Source organism: Pantoea sp. GM_Pan_4 (genome assembly GCF_026541005.1).
Classification (GTDB): Bacteria; Pseudomonadota; Gammaproteobacteria; order Enterobacterales; family Enterobacteriaceae; genus Pantoea; species Pantoea dispersa.
Window position 1 is genome coordinate 929232 of sequence record NZ_JALNUZ010000001.1, and the last position, 21909, is coordinate 951140.

Consider the following 21909-nt stretch of genomic DNA (forward strand, 5'->3'; position numbering starts at 1 on the left):
TGCCTGCGAAAAACGCCCTTCACGGCAGTGTTTTCAGGCATAAAAAAACGGCCCGTAAAGGGCCGTTTCTGTGCAACTCTGGTCTAAGCAAAAACTTAGAAGCTGTAACCTACGCCAGCAATCCAGGTGCCCACGTCGACGTTACGGATGCGGCTCTGCTCGTAGCCCACGTCCAGAGCAACGTTCTGGATTGGGTTGAACTGCATACCTGCGCCGTAAGAGAAGCCTACGTCGCTGCTGTCGGTTTTAGACTGACCGGCAGTCTGGTTCTGCTGGTATTTGCCGTAGCCGATACCTACTACGCCGTAGATGCTGGCCCAGTCGTTCAGACGGTAAGCCGGACCACCGGTGATGCCGTAGTACTGACCTTTGTTGTACACGCCATCTTCAGTGCGATCTTTTTCGGTGTAGGTGAAAGAACCGATCCAACCCAGTGGGTTAGAACCGTCTTCGTAGCGGTATTTCAGGTTGAAGCCGTTAGCTTTGTTAGCAACGCCCTGATAGTCGCTCTGCGCGTAGCCGGCAGAAACGGTGCTCTGTGCCATGGCGGAACCAGCGGAAACTGCCAGTACACAAGCCAGTGCTGAAAGACATGCAATTTTTTTCATAACCACCTCAAATGTGAATATACTTCTCTCCTGACAACGCTAAAAATATAACAAAACTTAGCAAGAAACTCTGCCCGCATTTTGTTGTCTAACAGATTGTTTGGTGTAACAGAAAGTTAATGAACTTTCCTATGTCATTCATTTTTCTTATAAAAAGCATCATCTTTCTGCAATAATCCTGCGCACAGAAAATTATCGGTTTAAGTAAATTCCTAAACTAACCTGACATTTCTTTACGGAAATGGCCCTGAAAACGGTGTTTTTTCAGCCAGTCGCTGGTGCATTTTTTCCGCCGTCGCGCTTTATTCGCTGGAAATTTCGCCCGAAAAGCGGTGTCAATGAGGCGTCACTGACGCCAGGATAATGCGAGGCGGCCGCGCCCGATAAAAAAGCGGCGACAGAAACCCCGCATCATTGCCTCAGCCGCCTCCTTATTTCCCGCCGATTGCTTTACACTGGCTGCCCGTTGCCTGGTTATTCATCATCACAGGAATTGATCACAGGATGTCTGCACCTCTTTCCCACCCCAAACTGGCGCCGGTAGTGCTGCCGGTTGCCGTATTACTGATCGCCATGCTGTCGCTGCAGGGCGGCGCGTCGCTGGCGAAATCGCTGTTTCCCACCGTCGGTGCGCCTGGCATTACCGCGCTGCGTCTGGGACTGGGCACGCTCATCCTGTGCGCGATTTTCAAACCCTGGCGCCTGCGCTTCAGTGCAAAGCAGCGCAAACCGCTGCTGATGTATGGACTGGCGCTGGGCTGCATGAATTACCTGTTCTATCTCTCGATCCGCACCGTGCCGCTGGGCGTAGCGGTGGGGCTGGAGTTTCTCGGCCCGCTGACGCTGGCGCTGGCCGGCGCACGCCGTCCGCTGGATTTTCTCTGGGTGCTGCTGGCGGTCACCGGCCTGTGGTTCCTGCTGCCGATTGGTCATGGCCTGAGCCATATTGATCCCACCGGCGCGCTGCTGGCCGTGGGTGCCGGCGCCTGCTGGGCGGTCTATATTCTGGCGGGCCAGCGGGCAGGCGCCGAACACGGCCCGGCCACGGTGGCAATGGGCTCGCTGATCGCCTCAGTGATTTTTGTGCCGCTCGGTCTGACCTTTGCCGCACCCGGTATCTGGCAGTGGGAAATTCTGCCGCTGGCGTTGCTCATCGCCCTGCTCTCCAGCGCCATTCCTTACTCGCTGGAAATGATGGCGCTGACGCGTCTGCCGGCGCGCATTTTCGGCACGCTGATGAGTCTGGAACCGGCGATGGCGGCGCTCTCCGGCATGCTGTTCCTCGGCGAGCTGCTGACGCTGCAGCAATGGCTGGCGCTGCTGGCGATTATCGCCGCATCTGCCGGCTCGACGCTCACCATGAAACAGAAAGCGGCACATATAAATGAAGTGGATATCAACACGCCGCAATAAGCCGTACAGGTCAGCCGGTTATTTAACCGGCTGTATATAGACACATTCTCATTATCATTTCTTAAATAGCCGCACGGTAAGCTGTTATTATTTTGCAACATGATAGAAGAATAATTAACACACACCCTAAGCCACTGATTTTAATTAATTTTAATAAAATCGTTATTTTCACAACTTAACATTAAGCTTTAGCTATTCCTGTCATTGATTTAATCAATCCTGCAGAGTGAAAAACTGCTGCTATACTTATTCCCGTGCTTGATTAGGACAACCATCAATAAGAGGACATTAATGATGAGTACCGCAAAACTGGTTAAAACAAAATCTTCCGATCTGATTTATACCCGCAATGACGTGGCTGATAGCGAGAAGAAAGCTACCATCGAGGTGCTCAACCGTCTGGTCGTGGAATTTATTGACCTGTCGCTGATCACCAAGCAGGCGCACTGGAATATGCGCGGCGCAAACTTTATCGGTGTACATGAAATGCTGGACGGCTTCCGCACCGCGATTACCGACCACCAGGATACCATCGCAGAACGTGTGGTGCAGCTGGGCGGCGTGGCGCTGGGCACCACGCAGGTGGTTAACGACAAGTCACCGCTGAAAAGCTACCCGCTGAACATTCACAGCGTACAGGATCACCTGAAAGCGCTGGCCGACCGTTATGCTGTGGTGGCTAACGATACACGCAAAGCCATCAGTGAAGTGAAAGACGAAGATACGGCCGATATCTTTACTGCCGCATCGCGTGACCTTGATAAGTTCCTGTGGTTTATCGAATCAAATATCGAGTAATGCTCAGACAGGCGGGTTATCCCGCCTTTTTTATGCCTGCTACCCGCCCGGCTTTTTTGACGCCGTTAACAATTCCTTAATCCTTTCTTTCCCTTATTATCACTCTGATGCACACTGTGCCTGCACCACCACAGCACAATGCACCATTTTGGTGATTCATTCTGGTGCAAACTTTTCCCGACGTGCAGAATCGTGTCAGCCTGCCCCGGCATTCTGTTGATTTTCGCGTTTGAGAAAAGTTGGCATAATTTTTTCATATGATGAGCCGTACATCAGGCCACCAGGCCTGACGGGTAATAAGGAAAAAAATGATGAAGTCGTTGATTAAAGTCTCCGTGGCCGCGCTGGCGCTGGCCTTCTCGCTTTCCTCCACTGCAGCAGACAAAAAACTGGTAGTCGCTACCGACACCGCCTTCGTTCCGTTTGAATTTAAACAGGGCGACAAGTACGTCGGCTTTGATATCGACCTGTGGGACGCTATCGCTAAACAGCTGAAGCTGGATTACACCCTGAAGCCGATGGATTTCAGCGGCATCATTCCGGCGCTGCAAACCAAAAACGTTGACCTGGCGCTGGCCGGCATCACCATTACCGAAGAACGTAAAAAAGCCATCGAATTCTCTGACGGCTACTACAAAAGCGGCCTGCTGGTGATGGTGCGTAACAACGAAAACGACATCAAAGGCATCGACGATCTGAACGGTAAAGTGGTCGCAGTGAAAAGCGGCACCGGTTCGGTGGATTACGCCAAAGCGCATATCAAAACTAAAGACCTGCGCCAGTTCCCGAACATCGATAACGCGTACATGGAGTTAGGCACTAACCGTGCTGACGCCGTGCTGCACGACACGCCAAACATCCTGTACTTCATCCACACCGCTGGCAAAGGCCGTTTCAAAGCCGTCGGTGACTCCATCGAAGCGCAGCAGTATGGTATCGCTTTCCCGAAAGGCAGCGACGACCTGCGTGAGAAAGTGAATGGCGCGCTGAAAACCCTGCACGACAACGGTACCTACAACACTATCTATAAAAAATGGTTCGGCAGCGAACCTAAATAATTCAGGCCTGACGCCTTTTTATCAGCAGGGAGCTTGGTTCTCCCTGCTTTTTACATTTCCACTGCAACAGATTCTGGAGTCACACCATGGAGTTTGACTGGAGCGTCATCTGGCCCGCCTTACCGATCCTGATCGAAGGCGCCAAAATGACCCTGCTTATCTCGATCCTCGGCCTGATTGGCGGCCTGGTTATCGGCCTCGTAGCCGGTTTCGCCCGCGCCTACGGCGGCTGGATCACCAACAACATCGCGTTAGTGTTCATTGAACTGATTCGCGGCACGCCGATCGTGGTGCAGGTGATGTTCATCTACTTCGCCCTGCCGATGGCCTTCCCGGACCTGCGCATCGACCCGTTCACCGCCGCCGTCGTGACCATCATGATCAACTCCGGTGCCTACATTGCGGAGATTACCCGCGGTGCGGTGCTGTCGATTAACAAAGGTTTCCGTGAAGCCGGCCTGGCGCTTGGCCTGTCGCGCCGCGAAACGCTGCGCTACGTAATCATGCCGCTGGCGCTGCGCCGCATGCTGCCGCCGCTGGGTAACCAGTGGATCGTCAGCATCAAAGACACCTCGCTGTTCATCGTGATTGGCGTGGCGGAACTGACCCGTCAGGGCCAGGAGATCATCGCCGGTAACTTCCGCGCGCTGGAGATCTGGAGCGCCGTTGCCATCATTTACCTGGTTATTACGCTGGTGTTGAGCTTTGTGCTGCGCCGTATTGAGAAAAGGGTGAAAATCCTGTGATTGAATTTAAAAACGTCTCGAAAAACTTCGGCCAGACTCAGGTACTGCACGACATCAACCTGAAAATTAATCAGGGTGAAGTGGTGGTGATCATCGGGCCGTCCGGCTCCGGTAAATCTACCCTGCTGCGCTGCATCAACAAGCTGGAAGAGATCAGCAGCGGCGAACTGATTGTCGATGGCATGAAGGTTAACGATCCGAAAGTGGATGAACGCCTGATCCGTCAGGAAGCCGGTATGGTGTTCCAGCAGTTCCATCTGTTCCCGCAGATGAGCGCGCTGGACAACGTGGCCTTTGGTCCGATCCGCGTGCGCGGGGCGAAGAAAGACGCCGCACACAAACTGGCGCGTGAGCTGCTGGGCAAGGTCGGCCTCGCCGAGCGTGCGCACCACTTCCCTTCTGAGCTGTCCGGCGGCCAGCAGCAGCGCGTGGCGATTGCCCGTGCGCTGGCGGTGAAGCCGAAGATGATGCTATTCGATGAGCCTACCTCGGCACTCGATCCCGAGCTGCGTCACGAAGTGCTGAAAGTGATGCAGGATCTGGCGGAAGAAGGCATGACCATGGTGATCGTGACCCATGAAGTGGGCTTCGCACAGAAAGTGGCGTCGCGCCTGATCTTTATCGATAAAGGTACCATCGCGGAAGATGGCAATCCGGACGATCTGATCACTAATCCGCCGAGCGACCGTCTGCGTGAGTTCCTGCAGCACGTCTCTTAAGACAGCATAAAAACAACAAAGCCGCTGCGGATCCCCGTAGCGGCTTTTTTTTTACCTGAGCAGCGCTTAGCGTGCCAGCCGCTGCGCGCGCGTGGCGGGCGGTAAAAATGTCCAGGCGATAAAGCGGCTCTGCTTCTGGCCCTGCGCCATGTCGACGATGCGTACCTGATAAGCATCCTGCGCCTTCAGCCGATCGCGCAGCTCGGGCAGATGCTCTTTGCGCGACACTAGCGAGGTAAACCAGACGATGCGATCGCCTAACGCGACGCTTTCATCGATCATCCGGCCGATAAACGCTCGCTCACCGCCGTCGCACCACAGCTCGTTATGCTGACCGCCGAAGTTGAGCGGCGCCTGCCTGCTCAGGCCGAGATTGCGCACTTTACGCTGGCTGCCGGCCGCCGCATCGGCCGCCGAGGCGTGGAACGGTGGATTACACAGTACCGCGTGATAACGTTCATTCTTGTGCACCACGCCAGCAAAAATCGCGCTCTCCTGCTTCTGACGGCGCAGGCGAATGGCGCGCTGCAGGCCGGGATTGCTGGCCACAATCTGACTGGCGGCGTTAACGGCGTCCGCGCTGATGTCGGTGCCGGTAAAGCGCCAGCCATACTCCGCGTGACCGATCAGCGGATAGATGCAGTTGGCACCGCAGCCAATATCCATCACGTCGAGATCGCGCGGCAGCACGCCACCGTTATCGCTGGCCAGCAGATCCGCCAGCGCATGGATATAGTCAGCGCGGCCTGGTACCGGCGGCGTCAGATAGCCTTCCGGCAGCTGCCAGTTCAGGTTATAAAACAGTTTCAGCAGCGCCTGATTCAGCAGCAGCACCGCGTGCGGATCGGCGAAATCGACCGACAGCTCACCGTAACCATTGGGGCGCACTTTGTCCGCCAGCGGCGGATGCGCGGCAGTCAGGGCAGCAAAATCATAACGGCCCTGATGGCGGTTACGCGGATGAAAGAGCGCGGTAGCGGCAGGCTTGTTCATAGATTCTCCGGACATTAATGCGCGCGTAAGATACGCTGGATGACGGCAGCGCACAATCCGCCAGGAAAATTTAGTGCAACGAATTTAAATCTATTCTCCCTAAAACTGCATCCGCAATACTGCGTCCAGCCGCCAGCGCCGCCGGAACACGCAGTATCCAGGACGAATCAGGAGCGCAAATGCGTCAACGTTACACTTATCAGCCACGCAGTGGACACGGTCTGCCTCACGATCCGCTCAATGCCATCGTCGGCCCGCGCCCGATTGGCTGGGTCAGCTCGCAAAGCGCCAGCGGCCAGCGCAATCTGGCGCCCTATAGTTTCTTTAACTGTTTTAACTACCATCCGCCAATCATTGGTTTTGCCAGCAGCGGCTGGAAAGACAGCGTGCAGAATATCAGTGAAACCGGCGAGTTTGTCTGGAACCTGGCGACGCGTCCGCTGGCAGAAGCCATGAATGAGAGTTCCGCCTCGGTACCGCCCGATCACGACGAGTTTGCCCTCGCCGGCCTGACGCCGCTGGCCGCTTCCCACGTTAACGTCAGCATGGTGGCAGAAAGCCCGGTCAACTTTGAGTGTCGCCTGACGCAGCTGATTCGCCTGCAGGATGCACAGGGAGGCGAGCTGGAGAGCTGGCTGGTACTGGGCGAAGCGGTGGCGATTCATATCGATGAAGCGCTGCTGGAGAACGGCATCTACCAGACCGCCAAAGCGCAGCCGATTCTGCGCGCCGGCGGTCCTTCCGCCTATTACGCGATCAGCGAAGATCAGCGTTTTGATCTGGTGCGCCCGGACGCGCGCCGCGGTTAAATCAGGACACTGGCGGCGCGACACATTGCGCCGCTAGCAGGCCAGCGTCTGTAACACCTTCACCGCCCGGGCTATCTCCGGTGCCAGCCAGCGATCCTCCTGCCAGGTAGCAACCTCAGCGCGCAGCGCGCGTAGCGCCCGTCCCGTGCCGCTGGCCAGCTGCGCCTCACCGTGAAAATCCAGTGCCTGTGCCGCCAGCAGGTACTCAATCGCCAGCACCTGCCAGAGGTTATTCAGCAGTCTGAGCAGCTTGAGCGCCGCGCCGGTACCGAGGCTGAGGTGATCCTCCTGCAGTCCCGAGGTGACGTAATTGTCCAGCACCGCCGGCTGCGCCAGCTGACGATTCTCCGCGCACAGGGAAGCCGCCACGTATTGCGCGATCATCATGCCGGAGTTAACGCCCGGCTGCGCCACCAGAAACGGCGGCAGCCCGCTGACCAGCGGATTGACCAGCCGATCCAGCCGGCGCTCGGCAATGCTGCCAATCTCCGCCATGGCAATCGCCAGCAGATCGGCCGCCATGGCAACCGATTCGCCGTGCGGATTGGCCTGCGACACCACGCGCCAGTTATCCGGCGTGCCCAGTACCAGCGGATTATCGGTGCATGCGTTCAGTTCGATCTCAACCTGACGCGCCGCGTGAGCGAACTGATCGCGGCTGGCGCCGTGCACCTGCGGCATCGAACGCAGGCTGAGCGCATCCTGGGTGCGTATGCCGCAGCTCGCCGCCAGCAGCGGACTGTCGCTCAGCAGCACACGCAGACGCTGGCCGCTGTGCTGCATGCCGGGGCTGGCTTTTAGTGCAATCACCTCGGCATCAAACGCCGCCAGCTGACCGCGCAGCGCTTCGAAGCTCATCGCGCCGGTGACATCCGCACAATCCAGCAGCCGCGCCGCATCGTCCAGCGCCAGACAGCTCAGCCCGGTCATGCACGGCGTACCGTTGACCAGGCTCAGGCCCTCTTTGGCACCGGGGCGATACGGCTGTAAACCGGCCAGCCGCAGCGCCTGCTCCGCCGGCATCACCTGTTGCTGGTACTCAACGTCGCCCACGCCAATCAGCGCCAGCCCGATATGCGCCATGTGGGTGAGATAACCGACCGAACCCTGCGACGGCACCTGCGGCGTGATCTGCTGATTGAGCAGCGCCAGCAGATGCTGCACCAGCGCCACCGAAACGCCGGATTTGCCGTGGCTGTAATTGGCGATGGCCGCACACAGAATGGCGCGCGTCTGCTCGCGCGTCAGCAGCGGACCGACGCCGCAGGCGTGGCTCAGCAACGTATTGCGTGACAGCTGGCTGAGCTGGTCTTCCGGCAGCGTGATGTTACACAGCGCCCCCAGCCCGGTGTTGATGCCATAGGCAATCTGGCCGCTGGCAACGATCTGTTCGACGATCTCGCGACCGCGCGCAATGCGCTGCCAGGCGGCGGCGCTCAGCGTCAGTTCGGCGTTATGTCGCGCTACCTGTACTAGCGCCTGCCAGGTCAGCGGCGCATCGCCCCAGACGACGGTCATACTGGCTGCTCCGCGTGATGGCTCTGATGGCTGGAGATAAACTGCTTAAAGCGCGATGAACCGCTGGCGCCAAACATCGCTTCCGGCGTGCCCTCGCAATCAATGTTGCCCTGATGCATAAACACCACGCGATTAGAGACGTTGCGCGCGAAGCCCATCTCGTGCGTCACCACCAGCATGGTGCGCCCCTCTTCCGCCAGGCTGCGCATCACTTTGAGCACCTCGCCGACCAGTTCCGGGTCGAGCGCCGAGGTTGGCTCATCAAACAGCATCACTTCCGGATCCATCGCCAGCGCACGGGCAATTGCCACACGCTGCTGCTGGCCGCCGGAGAGCTGCGCCGGATAAAAATCCTTGCGGTTAAGCAGCCCGACGCGATCCAGCAACTGCTCTGCCTGGGCGATACAACTTTTTTTGTCGCGCTTCAGCACATAGTGCGGACCTTCAATCACGTTCTGCAGCACCGTCATGTGCGACCACAGATTGAAGCTTTGAAACACCATGCCCAGCCGCGAGCGCAGGCGTTCAATCTGCTTAGGATTCGCCGCCAGCTGATGACCGCGCGCGTGGCGCTTCATTTCAATGGTTTCGCCGCCGACGCTCACCACGCCGGCATCCGGCGTCTCCAGCAGATTGATGCAGCGCAGCAAGGTACTTTTGCCCGAGCCGCTGGCACCGAGAATTGAAATAACATCGCCCTGATGCGCCTGCAGCGAGATGCCTTTGAGCACCTCCATAGCGCCAAAGGATTTATGGATATCAGTGGCAGACAAGGTGACTGGTGAAGTGGAATGCATATTACTCTCCGGCAAGCGGTTTAACGGCGGGCAGCGGCTTTTTTTCAGCGCGGTGCACCGGGGTCAGACGGCGCTCTAACAGCGCGTACAGCTGGACGATAATAAAGTTGAGAATCAGGTAGATCGCCGCAGCGCAGACAAACACCTCCATGGTGCGATAGGTGCGCTGGATGATCTGCTGCGCCACGCCGGTAACATCCCACACCGTGACCAGGCTGGCGAGCGAGGTGGATTTCACCAGCAGAATCGCCTCGGTGGAGTACGCCGGTAGCGCATAGCGCAGCATGATCGGCGCGATGATGCGGCGCAGCAGCAGCCAGCGTGACATGCCGCAGGCCAGCCCGGCTTCGACCTGACCTGCCGGCACCGCCAGCAGCGCACCGCGCAGGATCTCAGCGGTGTAAGCGGCGGTACACAGCGACAGCGCCAGCACCGCGCAGATAAACGGCTCGCGCAGAAACGGCCAGACGAAGCTGTGGCGAATCACGCCAAACTGGCCGAGCCCGTAGTAGATGAGAAACAGCTGAATCAGCAGCGGCGAGCCGCGAAACACCAGAATATAGCCGCAGGCAAAACCGCTCAGCAGCCGCCAGTGGCTCATGCGCAGCGCCAGAATGCCCAGCGCCAGCAGCCCGCCGCAGACAAAGGCGCTGATAAACAGCCCGAGCGTCACCGGCAGCGCCGCGCTCAGCTTAAGAAAAGTGTCGGCAAGAAAAGCGAAGTCGATCATGCTGCTGCTCCTTAGTGCTGTGCCGCAGTGCGACTTTGCCATGCGCGGCCGAGGCGCGATTCCGCGCGGCGAAACGCATGGTTCGACAGCAGTGTCAGCAGCAGATAGCAGCCACCGCCAATCAGGTAAAAGGTGAAGTAATCGCGCGTTGACCCGGCCGCCACCTGGCTGGCGCGCATCAGCTCGACGATGCCGGTCACTGATACCAGCGCCGAATCTTTCAGGCTCATCTGCCAGACGTTGGACATCCCCGGCAGCGCGTAGCGCACAATCTGCGGGACGAGGATACGCTGGGCGATACGCCAGCGCGGCATCCCGATGGCTACCGCTGCTTCGACTTCACCCTTGGCCAGCGCCAGGCGCGCAGCGCGATACACTTCACCCTGATAGGATCCGGAGATGAGCCCGATAGCCAGCGCGCCAATCAGGAACGGCGGCGCTTCAATAAAGCCGTCTGCACCAAACAGCTGGCCGACCAGCGTGATCAACCCCGATCCACCGAAGTAGAACAGGTAGATCACCAGCAGTTCCGGGATGCCGCGAAACACCACCGAATAGCTTTCACCCAGCCAGCGCAACCAGCGCTGGTGCGAGAGTTTCGCCGCCGCCACGCCGGAACCGACCACGGCGCCAATCATCAGCGCCGCCAGCGACAGCAGCAGCGTGGTACCGGCGGCGCTCAGAATCAGGCGCCCCCAGCCATCTGCACCAAAACTCAGCAGGCTCATCATCTTTCACCTCACTTACGGCGTTACGTCAGTTTTAAACCACTTCTCGCTCAGCTTTTTCACCGTGCCGTCCGCCAGCGCAGCGTGAATGGCGGCATCGAGTTTGGCCTTCAGGTCGTTATCAGCCATGCGCACGCCCATCGCTTCGCCTTCCCCCCAGATCGGACCGCCCAGCTGCGGGCCGCTGAACGTCAGGTTGCTGTTCTCTTTACGCGCCAGCATCGACTGCGCGAAGGTCACGTCATCAAACACCGCATCAATGCGGCCCGCCTGCAGATCGAGAATCGCATCCGCCGAAGCGGTGTATTCGCGCACGTCGGCCACGTCTTTGAAGTATTTATCGATAAACGGCGTATACACGGTGCCGGAGGCAATGCCGATGGTTTTGCCCTTGAGCGCCGCCTTCAGCGGGGCGATGGCCGCATTGATGGCAGCCTCGTCGTCGTGCAGTTTGATGATGTTCTTATCGGCCGGCAGCAGCGGGTTATCTTTGCTGGTGATGAAGGTCGCCGGCGTTGACGCGTACGGCGTGGTGAAGTTGACCACTTTTTTCCGGTCCGGCGTAATCACAATCGCATCCATGATGACGTCATATTTCCCGGCGTTTAGTCCGGCAATCATCCCGTCCCAGTTCTGCACCACCAGCTTGCACTGAATGCTCATGCGTTTGCAGAGATCTTCCATCAGTTCAGGTTCGAAGCCGCCCAGCTTGCCGCCCGGCAGCGTCAGGTTCCACGGCTCATAGCTGCCTTCAGTGGCGATGGTGATGGATTTCCACTCTTTAGCCTCGGCAGACACGCCGGCCAGCATCAGGCTGGCAAACAGCGTGGTAAGGCAAAAACGGCGAAACGGGGCACGGTGTGTCATACGTCTTCTCCTGGTGGTTAACAAATCTGGCTGTCTCTGTTGGCTGATACAGCGCAAATGACATTTCATGTATATACAAGTTAGCTTGTGGCAGATCATTGTCGGCATAAGCTTTTTGTGAGCCAGCCAGAATAAATAGTCATCATTGCCGCGCGGTCTTTACTTGTACATACAAGCTAGCAAGGGCTGTGCCAGATCGGCAAAGACGGTAAACGGAGGGGATCGGCGTCAGGCGGACCGCGTCGTGCACACTTTCAGGGCAGGGGTTGCACAGCATTGGGGAGTGAGGCAGCGGTTGTACATCCGCCACATGAGAAACGGGGTCACCGTGATGGCGACCCGCATCAATTAAACGGCTTTCCCCGCCTGCAGAAACGCCTGCAGCAGCGGCTTCAGCACGTGCTGCAACCGCGTGGCGCGATCCTGCTGCCAGGCAAACGGCGGCGCCTCATCCATGTAATTCAGCTGCGCCAGCTCCAGCTGCACCGCCTGCACGCCCTGCGCTGGCTGGCCGTAAGCGCGCGTGATGTAGCCGCCTTTGAAGCGTCCATTCACCACCCAGCTGTAGTCGCTTTGCGCGGCGCACACCTGCTCAATCGCCGCGATGCTGGCCGCCGAACAGCTGGCGCCATCGTTGGTGCCGATGTTCAGGTCCGGCAGCTGGCCGTCGAACAGGCGCGGAATCACCGAAGCGATGGAGTGCGCATCAAACAGCAGCGCATAGCCATGTTCGGCTTTTAACCGCGCCAGCTCCTGCTGAATCTGCTGATGATAGGGTTGCCAGATAGTCTCGAGATAGCGCTGGCGCGCCGCGCTGTCCGGCGTCATGCCGGGTTTGAAGGTCGGCGTGCCATCAAACAGCGTCTCCGGATAGAGCCCGGTGGTGGCCGTGCTGTACAGCGGCTGGTTGTCCGGCGGACGGTTGAGATCGATCACGAAGCGCGAGTAGTGCCCAATCAGCACGCTGGCACCGAGGTCGCGCACAAAGTCGTACAGCAGCGGAATATGCCAGTCGGTATCCGGCAGGCCGCGCGCGGCCTCGCTCAGCCCGGCGTCAACCTCCGGCGTCAGTTGGGTACCGGCATGCGGAATACTGACCAGCAGCGGCAGCTTACCGGCGGTGAAATGAAAAGGGGTCATTGCGCTTCTCCACGATAGATAACCTGGCACGGCAGTTCGCCGCCCAGCCAGTAAACCAGCTCAGCCGGGCGAGCCAGCGGCCAGTGGACAAAATTGGCTACTTTGCCTGGCTCCAGCGAGCCGTGCGTGGCCTGCAGGCCAAGCGCCTTCGCGCCCCACAGCGTGACGCCGGCCAGCGCTTCCTCCGGCGTCAGGCCAAACAGCGTACAGCCCATGTTCAGCATCAGCCGCAGCGACAGCGCCGGTGACGTGCCCGGATTGGCATCGCTGGCCAGCGCCATCGGCACGCCGTGCTGGCGGAACAGTTCGACCGGCGGACGCTGCGTCTCGCGCAGCAGATAGAACGCTCCGGGCAGCAGTACCGCCACCGTGCCATGCTCCGCCATCGCGCGCGCATCCTGTTCAGTGGCATATTCGAGGTGATCGGCAGAGAGCGCACCATAGCGCGCCGCCAGTGCGGCACCGCCGAGTGCCGACAACTGTTCAGCGTGCAGCTTTACCGGCAGGCCGAGCGCTGTGGCGGCATCAAATACCGCGCTCACCTGCTGCGGTGACAGCGCCAGGTGTTCGCAAAACGCGTCGACCGCATCCGCCAGCCCCTCCGCTTTCACCCGCGGCAACAGGCGCTGGCAGATAATATCGATCCAGCCCTGCGGGTTATCCCTGAACTCTGGCGGGAAGCCGTGCGCCGCCAGGCAGGTGGCCTGCACATCGGCAGGCACCGACTGCGCCAGCTCGCGGATAGCGCGCAGCAGAGTAAGCTCGCTCTCTTCATCCAGCCCGTAACCGGATTTAATCTCCACCGTGGTCACGCCCTCAGCCAGCAGGCGATCGAGCCGCCAGCGTGCCGAGTCGACCAGCTGCTGCTGGCTGGCCGCGCGCGTGGCGCGCACCGTCGACAGGATGCCGCCGCCCTGCGCGGCGATCTCCGCGTAGCTCACGCCGTTGAGCCGCTGTTCGAACTCCTGGCTGCGATCGCCGCCAAACACCAGATGCGTGTGGCAATCCACCAGACCGGGCGTAATGATGCCGCCGTCAAACTGCTGCTGCCGGCGCGGGGCAAAGTCCGGTAACGCGCTGCGCGGGCCGACCCACACCAGCTCGCCGTTATCCACCGCCACGGCGCCATCCTCAATCAGGTTATAGCGACCGTCACGCATGGTGACCACATCGGCCCCCAGCCACAGGCTGTCGATCTGTTTACTTGCCATCCCACTCCCCTTTTGTCTGGCGATTTACACTGCGCCTCAAAGTATGTATATGTATATACAACTTTCCGCCATTGAGGATCAACCATGGCAGTTTATTTTGCCCCACGCGCACGGCTGGCCGACGGCTGGCAGGAAAACGTGCTGATCGCAACCGACGATCAGGGATTTATTCGCGCCCTTACCGCCGACAGTACGCCCGGTGACGCCGTGCGCCTGGCCGGCCCGGTGATTCCGGCGATGGCCAACCTGCATTCCCATGCCTTCCAGCGCGCCATGGCCGGGCTGGCGGAAGTGGCAGGCGATCCGCAGGACAGCTTCTGGACGTGGCGCGATCTGATGTACCGCATGGTGCAGCGCCTGTCGCCTGAGCAGGTCGGTGCCATCGCCACCCATCTCTACATTGATATGCTCAAGGGCGGCTACAGCCAGGTGGCGGAATTTCACTATCTGCATCACGATCCGCACGGCCAGCCCTATGCCGACGATGCGATGCTGCACCAGCTGATGCAGGCGGCACGCACTGCCGGTATCGGCCAGACGCTGCTGCCGGTGCTGTACAGCTACAGCGGCTTCGGTGCGCAGCCGGCCAGCGACGGTCAGCGACGCTTCATTCAGCACACCGATGCCTATCTGCAACAGCAGCAGCGCGTCGCGCAGTGGAGCGCGCAGCAGCCGCTGATCAACCACGGCCTGTGTTTCCACTCGCTGCGCGCGGTAAGCGAAGCCCAGATGCATGAGGTGCTGGCCGCCAGCGCTGCGCATCTGCCGGTGCACATTCACGTTGCCGAGCAGGAAAAAGAGGTTAATGACAGTCTGGCATGGAGCGGCGAACGGCCGGTGGCGTGGCTGTATAACCGCTTTGCCGTTGATGCACGCTGGTGCCTGATTCACGCCACCCATCTCGATCAGCAGGAGATCGCGCGCATGGCGGACAGCGGCGCGATTGCCGGTCTGTGTCCCACCACCGAGGCCAATCTCGGCGACGGCATCTTCCCGGCGGTGGAGTACATCGGGCGCGGCGGACGCTGGGGCATTGGCTCTGACAGCCACGTTTCGCTCAGTGCGCTGGAGGAGCTGCGCTGGCTGGAGTATGGCCAGCGGCTGCGCGATCGTCGCCGCAACCGCATCACGCTAACCGATCAACCTTCGGTCGGCGATCTGCTGTGGCAGCAGGCGGCGCAGGGCGGCGCGCAGGCCTGTGGCATTGCCAGCGGTGAGCTGGCGGTGGGCAAACGCGCCGACTGGCTGGTGCTGGAGGAGGATGCGCTGCTGGCCAGCGTCAGCTCCGCCGCGCTGATCAATCGCTGGCTGTTTGCCGGCAGCAGCCAGCAAATTCGAGACGTGTTTGTTGCCGGACAGCCGGTGATTCAGCAAGGCCACCACGCGGCGGAAGAAGCGGCCGCCGCTGGCTTCGCCCGGGCAATGCGGGCACTGCAATGATCGCGCGCTTTGACTACGCGCAGCTGCCGGTCAGCCGCTGGCGCAACGGCGGTGGGGAAACGCGCGAAATTATCAGCTATCCGCCGGGCGCAGCAGAGTTCCAGTGGCGCGCCAGCATCGCCACCATCGACGCCGACGGGCCGTTCTCGCCCTTCCCCGGCGTCGATCGGGTAATTACCCTGCTTCAGGGCGATAGCGTGCTGCTGCGCTGTGAACAGGCCGAACAGCCGTTGCTGCCCCATCAGCCGTGGGCCTTTCCCGGCGAATGGGCGATAGAGGCGCAGGTCAGCGGCAGCTGTCAGGACTTTAACATCATGACGCGGCGCGACGCCTGGCGCGCGGCGGTAAGCGTGGAGCAGCAGACGGTCAGCAGCCTGCATGGCGTGGCGTATGTGCTGGCCGGTACATGGCACAGCAGTGCGGGCGAGACGCTGCAGGCGCAGCAGGGAATGTGGTGGCTGCAGGAGCAGCAGCAGCTGGTGCCGCAAACGGCAGAGGCCAGCCTGCTGTTTATCGCGCTTAGCCGTGTCCCCTGAAGCGGCCCAGCAATTTGTAGCGTGAGCCTGGATAGAGCAGGCGCGCATAGGTAACGATTTTGTTGTCGCTCCACGTCTGGCGACGGATAAGCAGGCACGGCTCGTGCTCATCCAGCGCCAGATGCTTACGCTGGCGCAAATCCGGCAGTACCGCTTCAACGATATGCTCACCGGCGGTCAGCGGGGCGACGCGCATCAGATAGGTGTACGGCGTCAGGCTGTGGTAATCCTGGCTGAGGTAGTCAGGCGCGACCAGCGGATTGACCAGACGATCTTCCAGCTGCACCGGCAGCTCATTTTCATAGTGCACGATCAGCGAATGATACAGCGTCTGGCCGGTGGAGAGTCCCAGCACCGCCGCCTGTTCCGGATCGGCCTTCATCTGACCTATCGAGAGAATTTTGCAGCTGTGCGTGTGGCCGCGCTGGGCAATTTCATCGGCGATGTTATGCACTTCCAGCATTGCGGTGTAGCCCTTCATCTCCGCGACAAAGGTCCCGACGCCCTGCATACGCACCAGAAACCCTTCGCTGGTGAGTTCCCGCAGCGCGCGGTTGATGGTCATGCGGCTGACGCCCAGTTCATTGACCAGCTCGCTCTCCGACGGCACCCGCTGATTGGCTTTCCAGTGACCTTCCCGGATCTGGCTGACGATTGCCTGCTTAACGCGCTGGTAAATGGGCGCGGGTTCATCCCCCATCGCTGCCGCCAGCTGTGCGATTGCCGTTTGCTCCGCCATTTCCTGTTCCTTTTCCGAATGATGTGTGAAGTTTACTGTCTCGCCGCCTAAATGTATATACATCCAATGGTGCATAGCCTGCTTACGTGGTGCAGTTGCCGCCCGCTTTTGGTGCAGCGTACCAGGCTGGAGGTTGCCGCGCCCGCATTGCGGCACGTTTCACAGAATACGATCAATCTGGCACAGCGCTTGCTACTTGTATAGACAAGATTAGACACTTATGCTTCACTCACAACACTTATAGCGCCCCTGGCGGATGCCATCGCAACTTACGCTCCGCCACAACGTGGCAGATCACTTGTATAGACAGGAGTAGACTATGTCAGGTTCGGTTCAGGCAATTCGCCTCGTTCCCGGTGAAGTGGACCTCGCCACCTTACGCCGTATTTATCAGGAGAAGGTGACCCTGCAGCTGGCAGAGGAAGCGCGGGCGGATATTGACCGCGCACGTGAAACCGTCGACGCCATCGTCGCCTCCGGCAAGGTGGTGTACGGCATCAACACCGGCTTCGGCAAGCTGGCACAAACGCAGATTCCCGCCGAACGCCTGGCGGAACTGCAGCGTAACCTGGTGCTGTCACACAGCGTCGGCCTCGGCGATCTGCTGCCGGACAACGTCACCCGCCTGGTAGTCGCCAGCAAAATCATTAGCCTGGCACGCGGCCACTCGGGCATCCGCATGGAACTGATTGACGCGCTGCTGGCGCTGTTCAACGCCGGCGTGATGCCGTGCATCCCGGCGAAGGGATCGGTTGGCGCGTCCGGCGATCTGGCGCCGCTGGCGCACCTCTCCCTGATGCTGCTCGGTGAAGGCCAGGTGCGCATTGACGGCCATCTGGTGCCTGCCAGCGAAGGCCTGGCTCGCGTCGGCCTGCAGCCGATTGTGCTGGGGCCAAAAGAGGGTCTGGCGTTGCTCAACGGCACCCAGGTCTCTACCGCGCTGGCGCTGCGTGGGCTGTTTGAAGCCGAAAATCTGTTTGCTGCCGGGCTGATGGCCGGCGCGCTGTCGCTGGAAGCAATTAAAGGCTCGGTTAAACCGTTTGATGCACGCATCCATCAGGCGCGCGGCCAGCACGGGCAGATTGCCGTCGCCGCTGCAGTGGCGACGCTGCTCGAAGGCAGCGAAATTCTCAGTTCGCACAGCAACTGCGGGCGCGTGCAGGATCCCTATTCGATCCGCTGCGTACCGCAGGTGATGGGCGCCTGTCTCGATAACCTCAGCCACGCCGCGCGCGTGCTGCAGATTGAAGCCAACGCCGCTTCTGACAACCCGCTGGTCTTCAGCGACAGCGGCGACGTGATCTCCGGCGGTAACTTCCACGCCGAGCCGGTGGCTTTTGCCGCCGACATCATCGCGCTGGCGATTGCCGAAGTCGGTGCCATCTCCGAACGCCGCCTGGCGCTGCTGCTCGACACCGGTCTCTCCGGCCTGCCGCCCTTCCTGGTGCGCGACGGCGGCGTGAACTCGGGCTTCATGATTGCGCAGGTTACCGCTGCCGCGCTGGCCTCGGAGAACAAATCGCTGGCGCACCCGGGCAGCGTCGACAGCCTGCCGACCTCAGCCAATCAGGAAGATCACGTATCGATGGCCACCTACGCGGCACGCCGCCTGGGCGAGATGTGCTTCAACACCGCTGCCGTGGTCGGCATTGAAGCGATGGCGGCGGCGCAGGGCATCGACTTCCACCGCCCGCTGCAAAGTTCTGCCGCGATCGAACAGGAGATGAGCCGCATTCGTGCGCAGGTCGCCTTCCTCGATCAGGACCGTTTACTGGCGCCGGACATTGATGCCATGCGCCTGTGGGCCAGCAGTTACGTCTGGCCTGAAACCCTTACTGCGCTGCTGCCAAGCCAGCGTTCTACTGCTAATTAAGGAACCGATGATGAGCGAAACTTTGACTCAGGCTGTTGCCCGTGAAATCCGTGCGCCGCGCGGTAATGAACTGCACTGCGCCAACTGGCTGATTGAAGCGGCATACCGCATGATTCAGAACAACCTCGATCCTGACGTGGCCGAACGCCCGGAGGATCTGGTGGTGTATGGCGGAATCGGCAAAGCCGCGCGCAACTGGGCGTGCTTTGAGCAGATTCTGCGCTCGCTGCGTGCGCTGCAGCCGGAAGAGACGCTGCTGATTCAGTCCGGCAAGCCGGTCGGTGTGTTCCGCACCCATGCCGATGCGCCGCGCGTACTGCTGGCCAACTCCAACCTGGTGCCGCACTGGGCGACGTGGGATCACTTCCACGAACTGGATAAGGCCGGGCTGATGATGTATGGCCAGATGACCGCCGGTTCATGGATCTATATCGGCGCGCAGGGCATCGTGCAGGGTACCTTTGAAACCTTCGCCGAAGCCGGTCGCCAGCACTACAACAGTGACCTGACGGGCCGCTGGATCCTCACCGCCGGTCTGGGCGGCATGGGCGGCGCGCAGCCGCTGGCGGGCGTGCTGGCCGGTGCCTGCGTGCTGGCGATTGAGTGCCAGGAATCGCGCATCGATTTCCGTCTGCGCACCCGCTACCTCGACCATAAAGCCTACAGCCTGGATGAGGCGCTGGCGCTGATCAAAGACGCCACCGAAGCCGGCCAGGCGATCTCCGTGGGCCTGCTGGGCAATGCGGCCGAGCTGGTCCCGGAACTGGTGCAGCGCGCGAAAGCGGGCGGCATGAAGCCTGACATCGTGACCGATCAGACCTCCGCGCACGACCCGATCAATGGCTATCTGCCGGTGGGCTGGGACGTGGCACGCTGGGAAGCCGAGCGCGTCAGCAATCCGAAAGCGGTAGAGAAAGCGGCACGCGCTTCCATGGCGCAGCACGTGCAGGCGATGCTCGACTTCCACCACATGGGTGTGCCGACCGTGGATTACGGCAACAACATTCGTCAGGTGGCGCTGGATGAAGGGGTGAAAAACGCCTTTGATTTCCCGGGCTTCGTGCCGGCGTATATTCGTCCGCTGTTCTGCCAGGGTAAAGGCCCGTTCCGCTGGGTGGCGCTGTCGGGCGATGCGGAAGATATCTATAAAACCGACGCCAAACTGAAAGAGCTGTTCCCGGAACACAAAAACCTGCACCGCTGGCTGGATATGGCGCAGGAGCGCATCGCCTTCCAGGGCCTGCCGGCGCGTATTTGCTGGCTGGGGCTGGGCGAGCGTCATAAAGCCGCGCTGGCATTCAATGAGATGGTGCGCAACGGCGAGCTGAAAGCGCCGATCGTGATTGGTCGTGACCACCTCGACTGCGGCTCGGTGGCGTCACCTAACCGTGAAACCGAGGCGATGAAGGATGGCTCGGATGCGGTGTCAGACTGGCCGCTGCTGAACGCGCTGCTGAACACCGCCGGCGGAGCCACCTGGGTGAGCCTGCACCACGGCGGCGGCGTCGGTATGGGCTTCTCGCAGCATTCCGGTGTGGTGATCGTCTGTGACGGTACGGCTGAAGCGGATGCGCGCCTTGGTCGTGTGCTGTGGAACGACCCGGCCACCGGCGTGATGCGTCATGCCGATGCGGGTTACGAGCTGGCGCAGACCTGCGCAGAGCAGCACGGTCTCAATTTGCCGATGCTGAAGTAGTTCCAGGTGCGCATCAATGCGCACCCTACGGGATGTTACCCCGGCTAAACAATAACGTCGTGTTGGCCTGTTAAGCCGTAACATTGTTCCAAAAGAGTGCATTGTGTAGGGTCGGCATTTATGCCGACCTTGCCCACTGCCCCTTATGCCAATCCGCTATAGCCTATAGCCAAATTATTCCTTTCCACGATAGACGCCCCCCACGCTTACCACTACAGTGGACACTTAACTTCCCGCGTCGGAGATTGCGCAGCTGACGCTGCTGATGGAGCCTTACCTTATGAGCCTGCCTGCTGTCCTGCTGGAAAACGCCCTCACCTGGCGTCGTCAGTTACATCAACACCCTGAACTGGGTTACCAGGAGCAGCAGACCAGCGAGCTGGTTGCCCAGGTGCTGACCGATGCCGGACTGCAGGTGTTTCGCGGTCTCGCCGGCACCGGCGTGATCGGCACGCTGGAAAATGGTCCCGGTCCGGTCATCGGGCTGCGCGCCGATATGGATGCCCTGCCGATCACCGAAAAAGGCGAGCCGCAGTGGAAATCGAGCCGGCCTGGCGTGATGCACGCCTGCGGTCACGATGGTCACACCGCGATACTGCTGGCCGCAGCCTGTCAGCTGGCCGCCACGCGCAATTTCAAAGGTACGGTACATTTCCTGTTTCAGCCGGCCGAAGAGAATCTTGGTGGTGCGCGCAAAATGGTGGAGGAAGGTCTGTTTCAGCGCTTCCCGATGGATGCCGTGTACGCGATGCACAACTGGCCGGGATTGCCGGTGGGATCGCTGGCGGTAAATCCGGGCGCGATGATGGCATCGCTGGATTCGTTTGAGATTACGCTGCACGGCAAAAGCTGCCATGCGGCGATGCCGGAAAGTGGTGCCGACCCGATGGTGGTCGCCGCCGAGCTGATTCTGGCGCTGCAAACCATCCCGTCGCGCCGCCTGTCACCGCTGGCGTCGGCGGTGGTCAGCGTCACCCAGATTCACGGTGGCGAGGCCATTAACGTCATTCCGGAGCAGATCACGCTGCGCGGTACGGTGCGATGTCTGCAGACCGACGTGCGCAATCGCGTGCGCGGTCTGATTGAAGATTTTGTCACCACGCTGCCGCGCCCGTTTGGCGTCAGCGGCGAGATTCACTGGTATCCCGGCTATCCGGTTACCGCCAACCATGTCGCCCCGGCGGAGCAGGTGCGTGACGTGGCATGCCAGCTGCTGGGTGAACAGCAGGTGCACTGGCAGGTTAACCCGTCGATGGCGTCTGAAGATTTCGCCTGCATGCTGGAAGCCTGTCCCGGCGCCTATTTCTGGCTCGGCGCTGACGGTGCCACGCCTTCAGCCCCGCTGCACAATGCCAACTATGATTTCAACGATGCGCTGCTGCCGATTGGTATTACGTTCTGGCAGCAGCTGGTGGAGAGCGTACTGATTAAACGCTGATGGCGCTGCTCAGCAAGCCATTTCAGCTGCGCCCCCCTGCGCAACCGCTGCG

The 21909-nt window shown here is 60.2% G+C and carries 21 protein-coding genes; 11 read left to right on the plus strand and 10 right to left on the minus strand.

Annotated features, from left to right (window positions below; all coding sequences use genetic code 11):
- Nucleotides 1-95: 95 nt before the first annotated feature.
- A complete protein-coding gene (gene ompX, locus OXR61_RS04525; protein ID WP_031279869.1) occupies nucleotides 96-608 on the minus strand; it encodes an outer membrane protein OmpX in 513 nt (170 codons plus the stop codon).
- Nucleotides 609-1112: 504 nt separating this feature from the next.
- Here ompX and rhtA point away from each other — a divergent pair.
- The 5 genes from rhtA (at nucleotide 1113) to glnQ (ending at nucleotide 5342) form a co-directional block, all read left to right on the plus strand.
- Entirely contained in the window at nucleotides 1113-2021 is a 909-nt protein-coding gene (gene rhtA / locus OXR61_RS04530; protein WP_031279870.1) for a threonine/homoserine exporter RhtA, read from the plus strand.
- A 294-nt stretch (nucleotides 2022-2315) separates the two neighbouring features.
- Nucleotides 2316-2819: a DNA starvation/stationary phase protection protein Dps gene (gene dps / locus OXR61_RS04535; RefSeq protein ID WP_021508421.1), complete on the plus strand. Its 504-nt coding sequence runs from the start codon at nucleotides 2316-2318 to the stop codon at nucleotides 2817-2819.
- Nucleotides 2820-3130: 311 nt separating this feature from the next.
- Nucleotides 3131-3877: a glutamine ABC transporter substrate-binding protein GlnH gene (gene glnH, locus OXR61_RS04540; protein ID WP_021508422.1), complete on the plus strand. Its 747-nt coding sequence runs from the start codon at nucleotides 3131-3133 to the stop codon at nucleotides 3875-3877.
- Nucleotides 3878-3963: 86 nt separating this feature from the next.
- A complete protein-coding gene (glnP, locus tag OXR61_RS04545) occupies nucleotides 3964-4623 on the plus strand; it encodes a glutamine ABC transporter permease GlnP (RefSeq protein WP_021508423.1) in 660 nt (219 codons plus the stop codon).
- Nucleotides 4620-5342, plus strand: a complete 723-nt coding sequence (gene glnQ / locus OXR61_RS04550) for a glutamine ABC transporter ATP-binding protein GlnQ (RefSeq protein WP_021508424.1) — start codon at nucleotides 4620-4622, stop codon at nucleotides 5340-5342. Before glnP ends, glnQ begins: the two co-directional genes overlap by 4 nt.
- Before the next feature lie 66 nt (nucleotides 5343-5408).
- Here glnQ and rlmF read toward each other — a convergent pair whose 3' ends face one another.
- Entirely contained in the window at nucleotides 5409-6335 is a 927-nt protein-coding gene (gene rlmF, locus OXR61_RS04555) for a 23S rRNA (adenine(1618)-N(6))-methyltransferase RlmF (RefSeq protein ID WP_021508425.1), read from the minus strand.
- A gap of 179 nt (nucleotides 6336-6514) precedes the next feature.
- Here rlmF and OXR61_RS04560 point away from each other — a divergent pair, with 179 nt between their 5' ends.
- Complete coding sequence (locus OXR61_RS04560; RefSeq protein WP_021508426.1) at nucleotides 6515-7144, plus strand: flavin reductase family protein; 630 nt, start codon at nucleotides 6515-6517, stop codon at nucleotides 7142-7144.
- A 33-nt stretch (nucleotides 7145-7177) separates the two neighbouring features.
- Here the strand turns inward: OXR61_RS04560 and hutH (OXR61_RS04565) are convergent, their stop codons facing one another.
- The 7 genes from hutH (OXR61_RS04565) to hutI all read right to left on the minus strand — a co-directional run bounded on the left by hutH (OXR61_RS04565) (nucleotide 7178) and on the right by hutI (nucleotide 14135).
- Nucleotides 7178-8662 (minus strand): histidine ammonia-lyase, encoded by a 1485-nt coding sequence (gene hutH / locus OXR61_RS04565; protein WP_021508427.1) that lies wholly within the window; start codon nucleotides 8660-8662, stop codon nucleotides 7178-7180.
- Complete coding sequence (locus OXR61_RS04570) at nucleotides 8659-9459, minus strand: ATP-binding cassette domain-containing protein (protein WP_021508428.1); 801 nt, start codon at nucleotides 9457-9459, stop codon at nucleotides 8659-8661. Before OXR61_RS04570 ends, hutH (OXR61_RS04565) begins: the two co-directional genes overlap by 4 nt.
- A 1-nt stretch (nucleotide 9460) precedes the next feature.
- Nucleotides 9461-10189 carry an ABC transporter permease subunit gene (locus tag OXR61_RS04575; protein ID WP_021508429.1) on the minus strand — a complete coding sequence of 243 codons (729 nt, stop codon included), beginning with the start codon at nucleotides 10187-10189 and terminating at the stop codon, nucleotides 9461-9463.
- Between the two features lie 11 nt (nucleotides 10190-10200).
- Nucleotides 10201-10920: an ABC transporter permease subunit gene (locus OXR61_RS04580; RefSeq protein WP_031279871.1), complete on the minus strand. Its 720-nt coding sequence runs from the start codon at nucleotides 10918-10920 to the stop codon at nucleotides 10201-10203.
- Nucleotides 10921-10932: 12 nt separating this feature from the next.
- Nucleotides 10933-11784: a transporter substrate-binding domain-containing protein gene (locus OXR61_RS04585; RefSeq protein WP_021508431.1), complete on the minus strand. Its 852-nt coding sequence runs from the start codon at nucleotides 11782-11784 to the stop codon at nucleotides 10933-10935.
- A gap of 348 nt (nucleotides 11785-12132) precedes the next feature.
- Nucleotides 12133-12924 (minus strand): N-formylglutamate deformylase, encoded by a 792-nt coding sequence (gene hutG / locus OXR61_RS04590; RefSeq protein ID WP_021508432.1) that lies wholly within the window; start codon nucleotides 12922-12924, stop codon nucleotides 12133-12135.
- Nucleotides 12921-14135, minus strand: a complete 1215-nt coding sequence (gene hutI, locus OXR61_RS04595; protein ID WP_021508433.1) for an imidazolonepropionase — start codon at nucleotides 14133-14135, stop codon at nucleotides 12921-12923. The genes hutG and hutI overlap by 4 nt, the downstream gene beginning before the upstream one ends.
- Before the next feature lie 84 nt (nucleotides 14136-14219).
- On the opposite strand from hutI, the gene OXR61_RS04600 reads away from it, so the two are divergent.
- Complete coding sequence (locus OXR61_RS04600) at nucleotides 14220-15575, plus strand: formimidoylglutamate deiminase (RefSeq protein WP_021508434.1); 1356 nt, start codon at nucleotides 14220-14222, stop codon at nucleotides 15573-15575.
- On the plus strand, nucleotides 15572-16111 hold the full coding sequence (locus tag OXR61_RS04605; RefSeq protein WP_021508435.1) for a HutD family protein: 540 nt from the start codon (nucleotides 15572-15574) through the stop codon (nucleotides 16109-16111). The genes OXR61_RS04600 and OXR61_RS04605 overlap by 4 nt, the downstream gene beginning before the upstream one ends.
- On the opposite strand, the gene hutC is transcribed toward OXR61_RS04605, so the two are convergent.
- On the minus strand, nucleotides 16095-16850 hold the full coding sequence (gene hutC, locus OXR61_RS04610) for a histidine utilization repressor (protein WP_021508436.1): 756 nt from the start codon (nucleotides 16848-16850) through the stop codon (nucleotides 16095-16097). The genes OXR61_RS04605 and hutC overlap by 17 nt on opposite strands.
- A 319-nt stretch (nucleotides 16851-17169) precedes the next feature.
- Between hutC and hutH (OXR61_RS04615) the strand changes: the two genes are divergently transcribed.
- From hutH (OXR61_RS04615) to OXR61_RS04625, 3 genes are all read left to right on the plus strand, one after another.
- Nucleotides 17170-18723, plus strand: a complete 1554-nt coding sequence (gene hutH / locus OXR61_RS04615; protein WP_021508437.1) for a histidine ammonia-lyase — start codon at nucleotides 17170-17172, stop codon at nucleotides 18721-18723.
- Between the two features lie 10 nt (nucleotides 18724-18733).
- Entirely contained in the window at nucleotides 18734-20419 is a 1686-nt protein-coding gene (hutU, locus tag OXR61_RS04620) for a urocanate hydratase (protein ID WP_021508438.1), read from the plus strand.
- A gap of 280 nt (nucleotides 20420-20699) precedes the next feature.
- The gene (locus OXR61_RS04625; protein WP_021508439.1) at nucleotides 20700-21857 is read left to right on the plus strand and encodes a M20 aminoacylase family protein; all 1158 of its coding nucleotides are present in this window, start codon (nucleotides 20700-20702) and stop codon (nucleotides 21855-21857) included.
- Nucleotides 21858-21909: the final 52 nt, after the last annotated feature.

Excerpts from the sequence above, each read along its gene's own strand:
- OXR61_RS04625 (WP_021508439.1), top strand. The coding sequence starts at position 20,700 with ATGAGCCTGCCTGCTGTCCTGCTGGAAAACGCCCTCACCTGGCGTCGT.
- OXR61_RS04570 (WP_021508428.1), bottom strand. The coding sequence starts at position 9,459 with ATGCATTCCACTTCACCAGTCACCTTGTCTGCCACTGATATCCATAAA.
- hutH (WP_021508427.1), bottom strand. The coding sequence starts at position 8,662 with ATGACCGTCGTCTGGGGCGATGCGCCGCTGACCTGGCAGGCGCTAGTA.
- OXR61_RS04605 (WP_021508435.1), top strand. The coding sequence starts at position 15,572 with ATGATCGCGCGCTTTGACTACGCGCAGCTGCCGGTCAGCCGCTGGCGC.
- glnH (WP_021508422.1), top strand. The coding sequence starts at position 3,131 with ATGAAGTCGTTGATTAAAGTCTCCGTGGCCGCGCTGGCGCTGGCCTTC.
- OXR61_RS04580 (WP_031279871.1), bottom strand. The coding sequence starts at position 10,920 with ATGATGAGCCTGCTGAGTTTTGGTGCAGATGGCTGGGGGCGCCTGATT.
- glnP (WP_021508423.1), top strand. The coding sequence starts at position 3,964 with ATGGAGTTTGACTGGAGCGTCATCTGGCCCGCCTTACCGATCCTGATC.
- OXR61_RS04585 (WP_021508431.1), bottom strand. The coding sequence starts at position 11,784 with ATGACACACCGTGCCCCGTTTCGCCGTTTTTGCCTTACCACGCTGTTT.
- rhtA (WP_031279870.1), top strand. The coding sequence starts at position 1,113 with ATGTCTGCACCTCTTTCCCACCCCAAACTGGCGCCGGTAGTGCTGCCG.
- ompX (WP_031279869.1), bottom strand. The coding sequence starts at position 608 with ATGAAAAAAATTGCATGTCTTTCAGCACTGGCTTGTGTACTGGCAGTT.
- hutH (WP_021508437.1), top strand. The coding sequence starts at position 17,170 with ATGTCAGGTTCGGTTCAGGCAATTCGCCTCGTTCCCGGTGAAGTGGAC.
- hutI (WP_021508433.1), bottom strand. The coding sequence starts at position 14,135 with ATGGCAAGTAAACAGATCGACAGCCTGTGGCTGGGGGCCGATGTGGTC.
- hutG (WP_021508432.1), bottom strand. The coding sequence starts at position 12,924 with ATGACCCCTTTTCATTTCACCGCCGGTAAGCTGCCGCTGCTGGTCAGT.
- OXR61_RS04560 (WP_021508426.1), top strand. The coding sequence starts at position 6,515 with ATGCGTCAACGTTACACTTATCAGCCACGCAGTGGACACGGTCTGCCT.
- dps (WP_021508421.1), top strand. The coding sequence starts at position 2,316 with ATGAGTACCGCAAAACTGGTTAAAACAAAATCTTCCGATCTGATTTAT.
- OXR61_RS04575 (WP_021508429.1), bottom strand. The coding sequence starts at position 10,189 with ATGATCGACTTCGCTTTTCTTGCCGACACTTTTCTTAAGCTGAGCGCG.
- hutU (WP_021508438.1), top strand. The coding sequence starts at position 18,734 with ATGAGCGAAACTTTGACTCAGGCTGTTGCCCGTGAAATCCGTGCGCCG.
- OXR61_RS04600 (WP_021508434.1), top strand. The coding sequence starts at position 14,220 with ATGGCAGTTTATTTTGCCCCACGCGCACGGCTGGCCGACGGCTGGCAG.
- rlmF (WP_021508425.1), bottom strand. The coding sequence starts at position 6,335 with ATGAACAAGCCTGCCGCTACCGCGCTCTTTCATCCGCGTAACCGCCAT.
- hutC (WP_021508436.1), bottom strand. The coding sequence starts at position 16,850 with ATGGCGGAGCAAACGGCAATCGCACAGCTGGCGGCAGCGATGGGGGAT.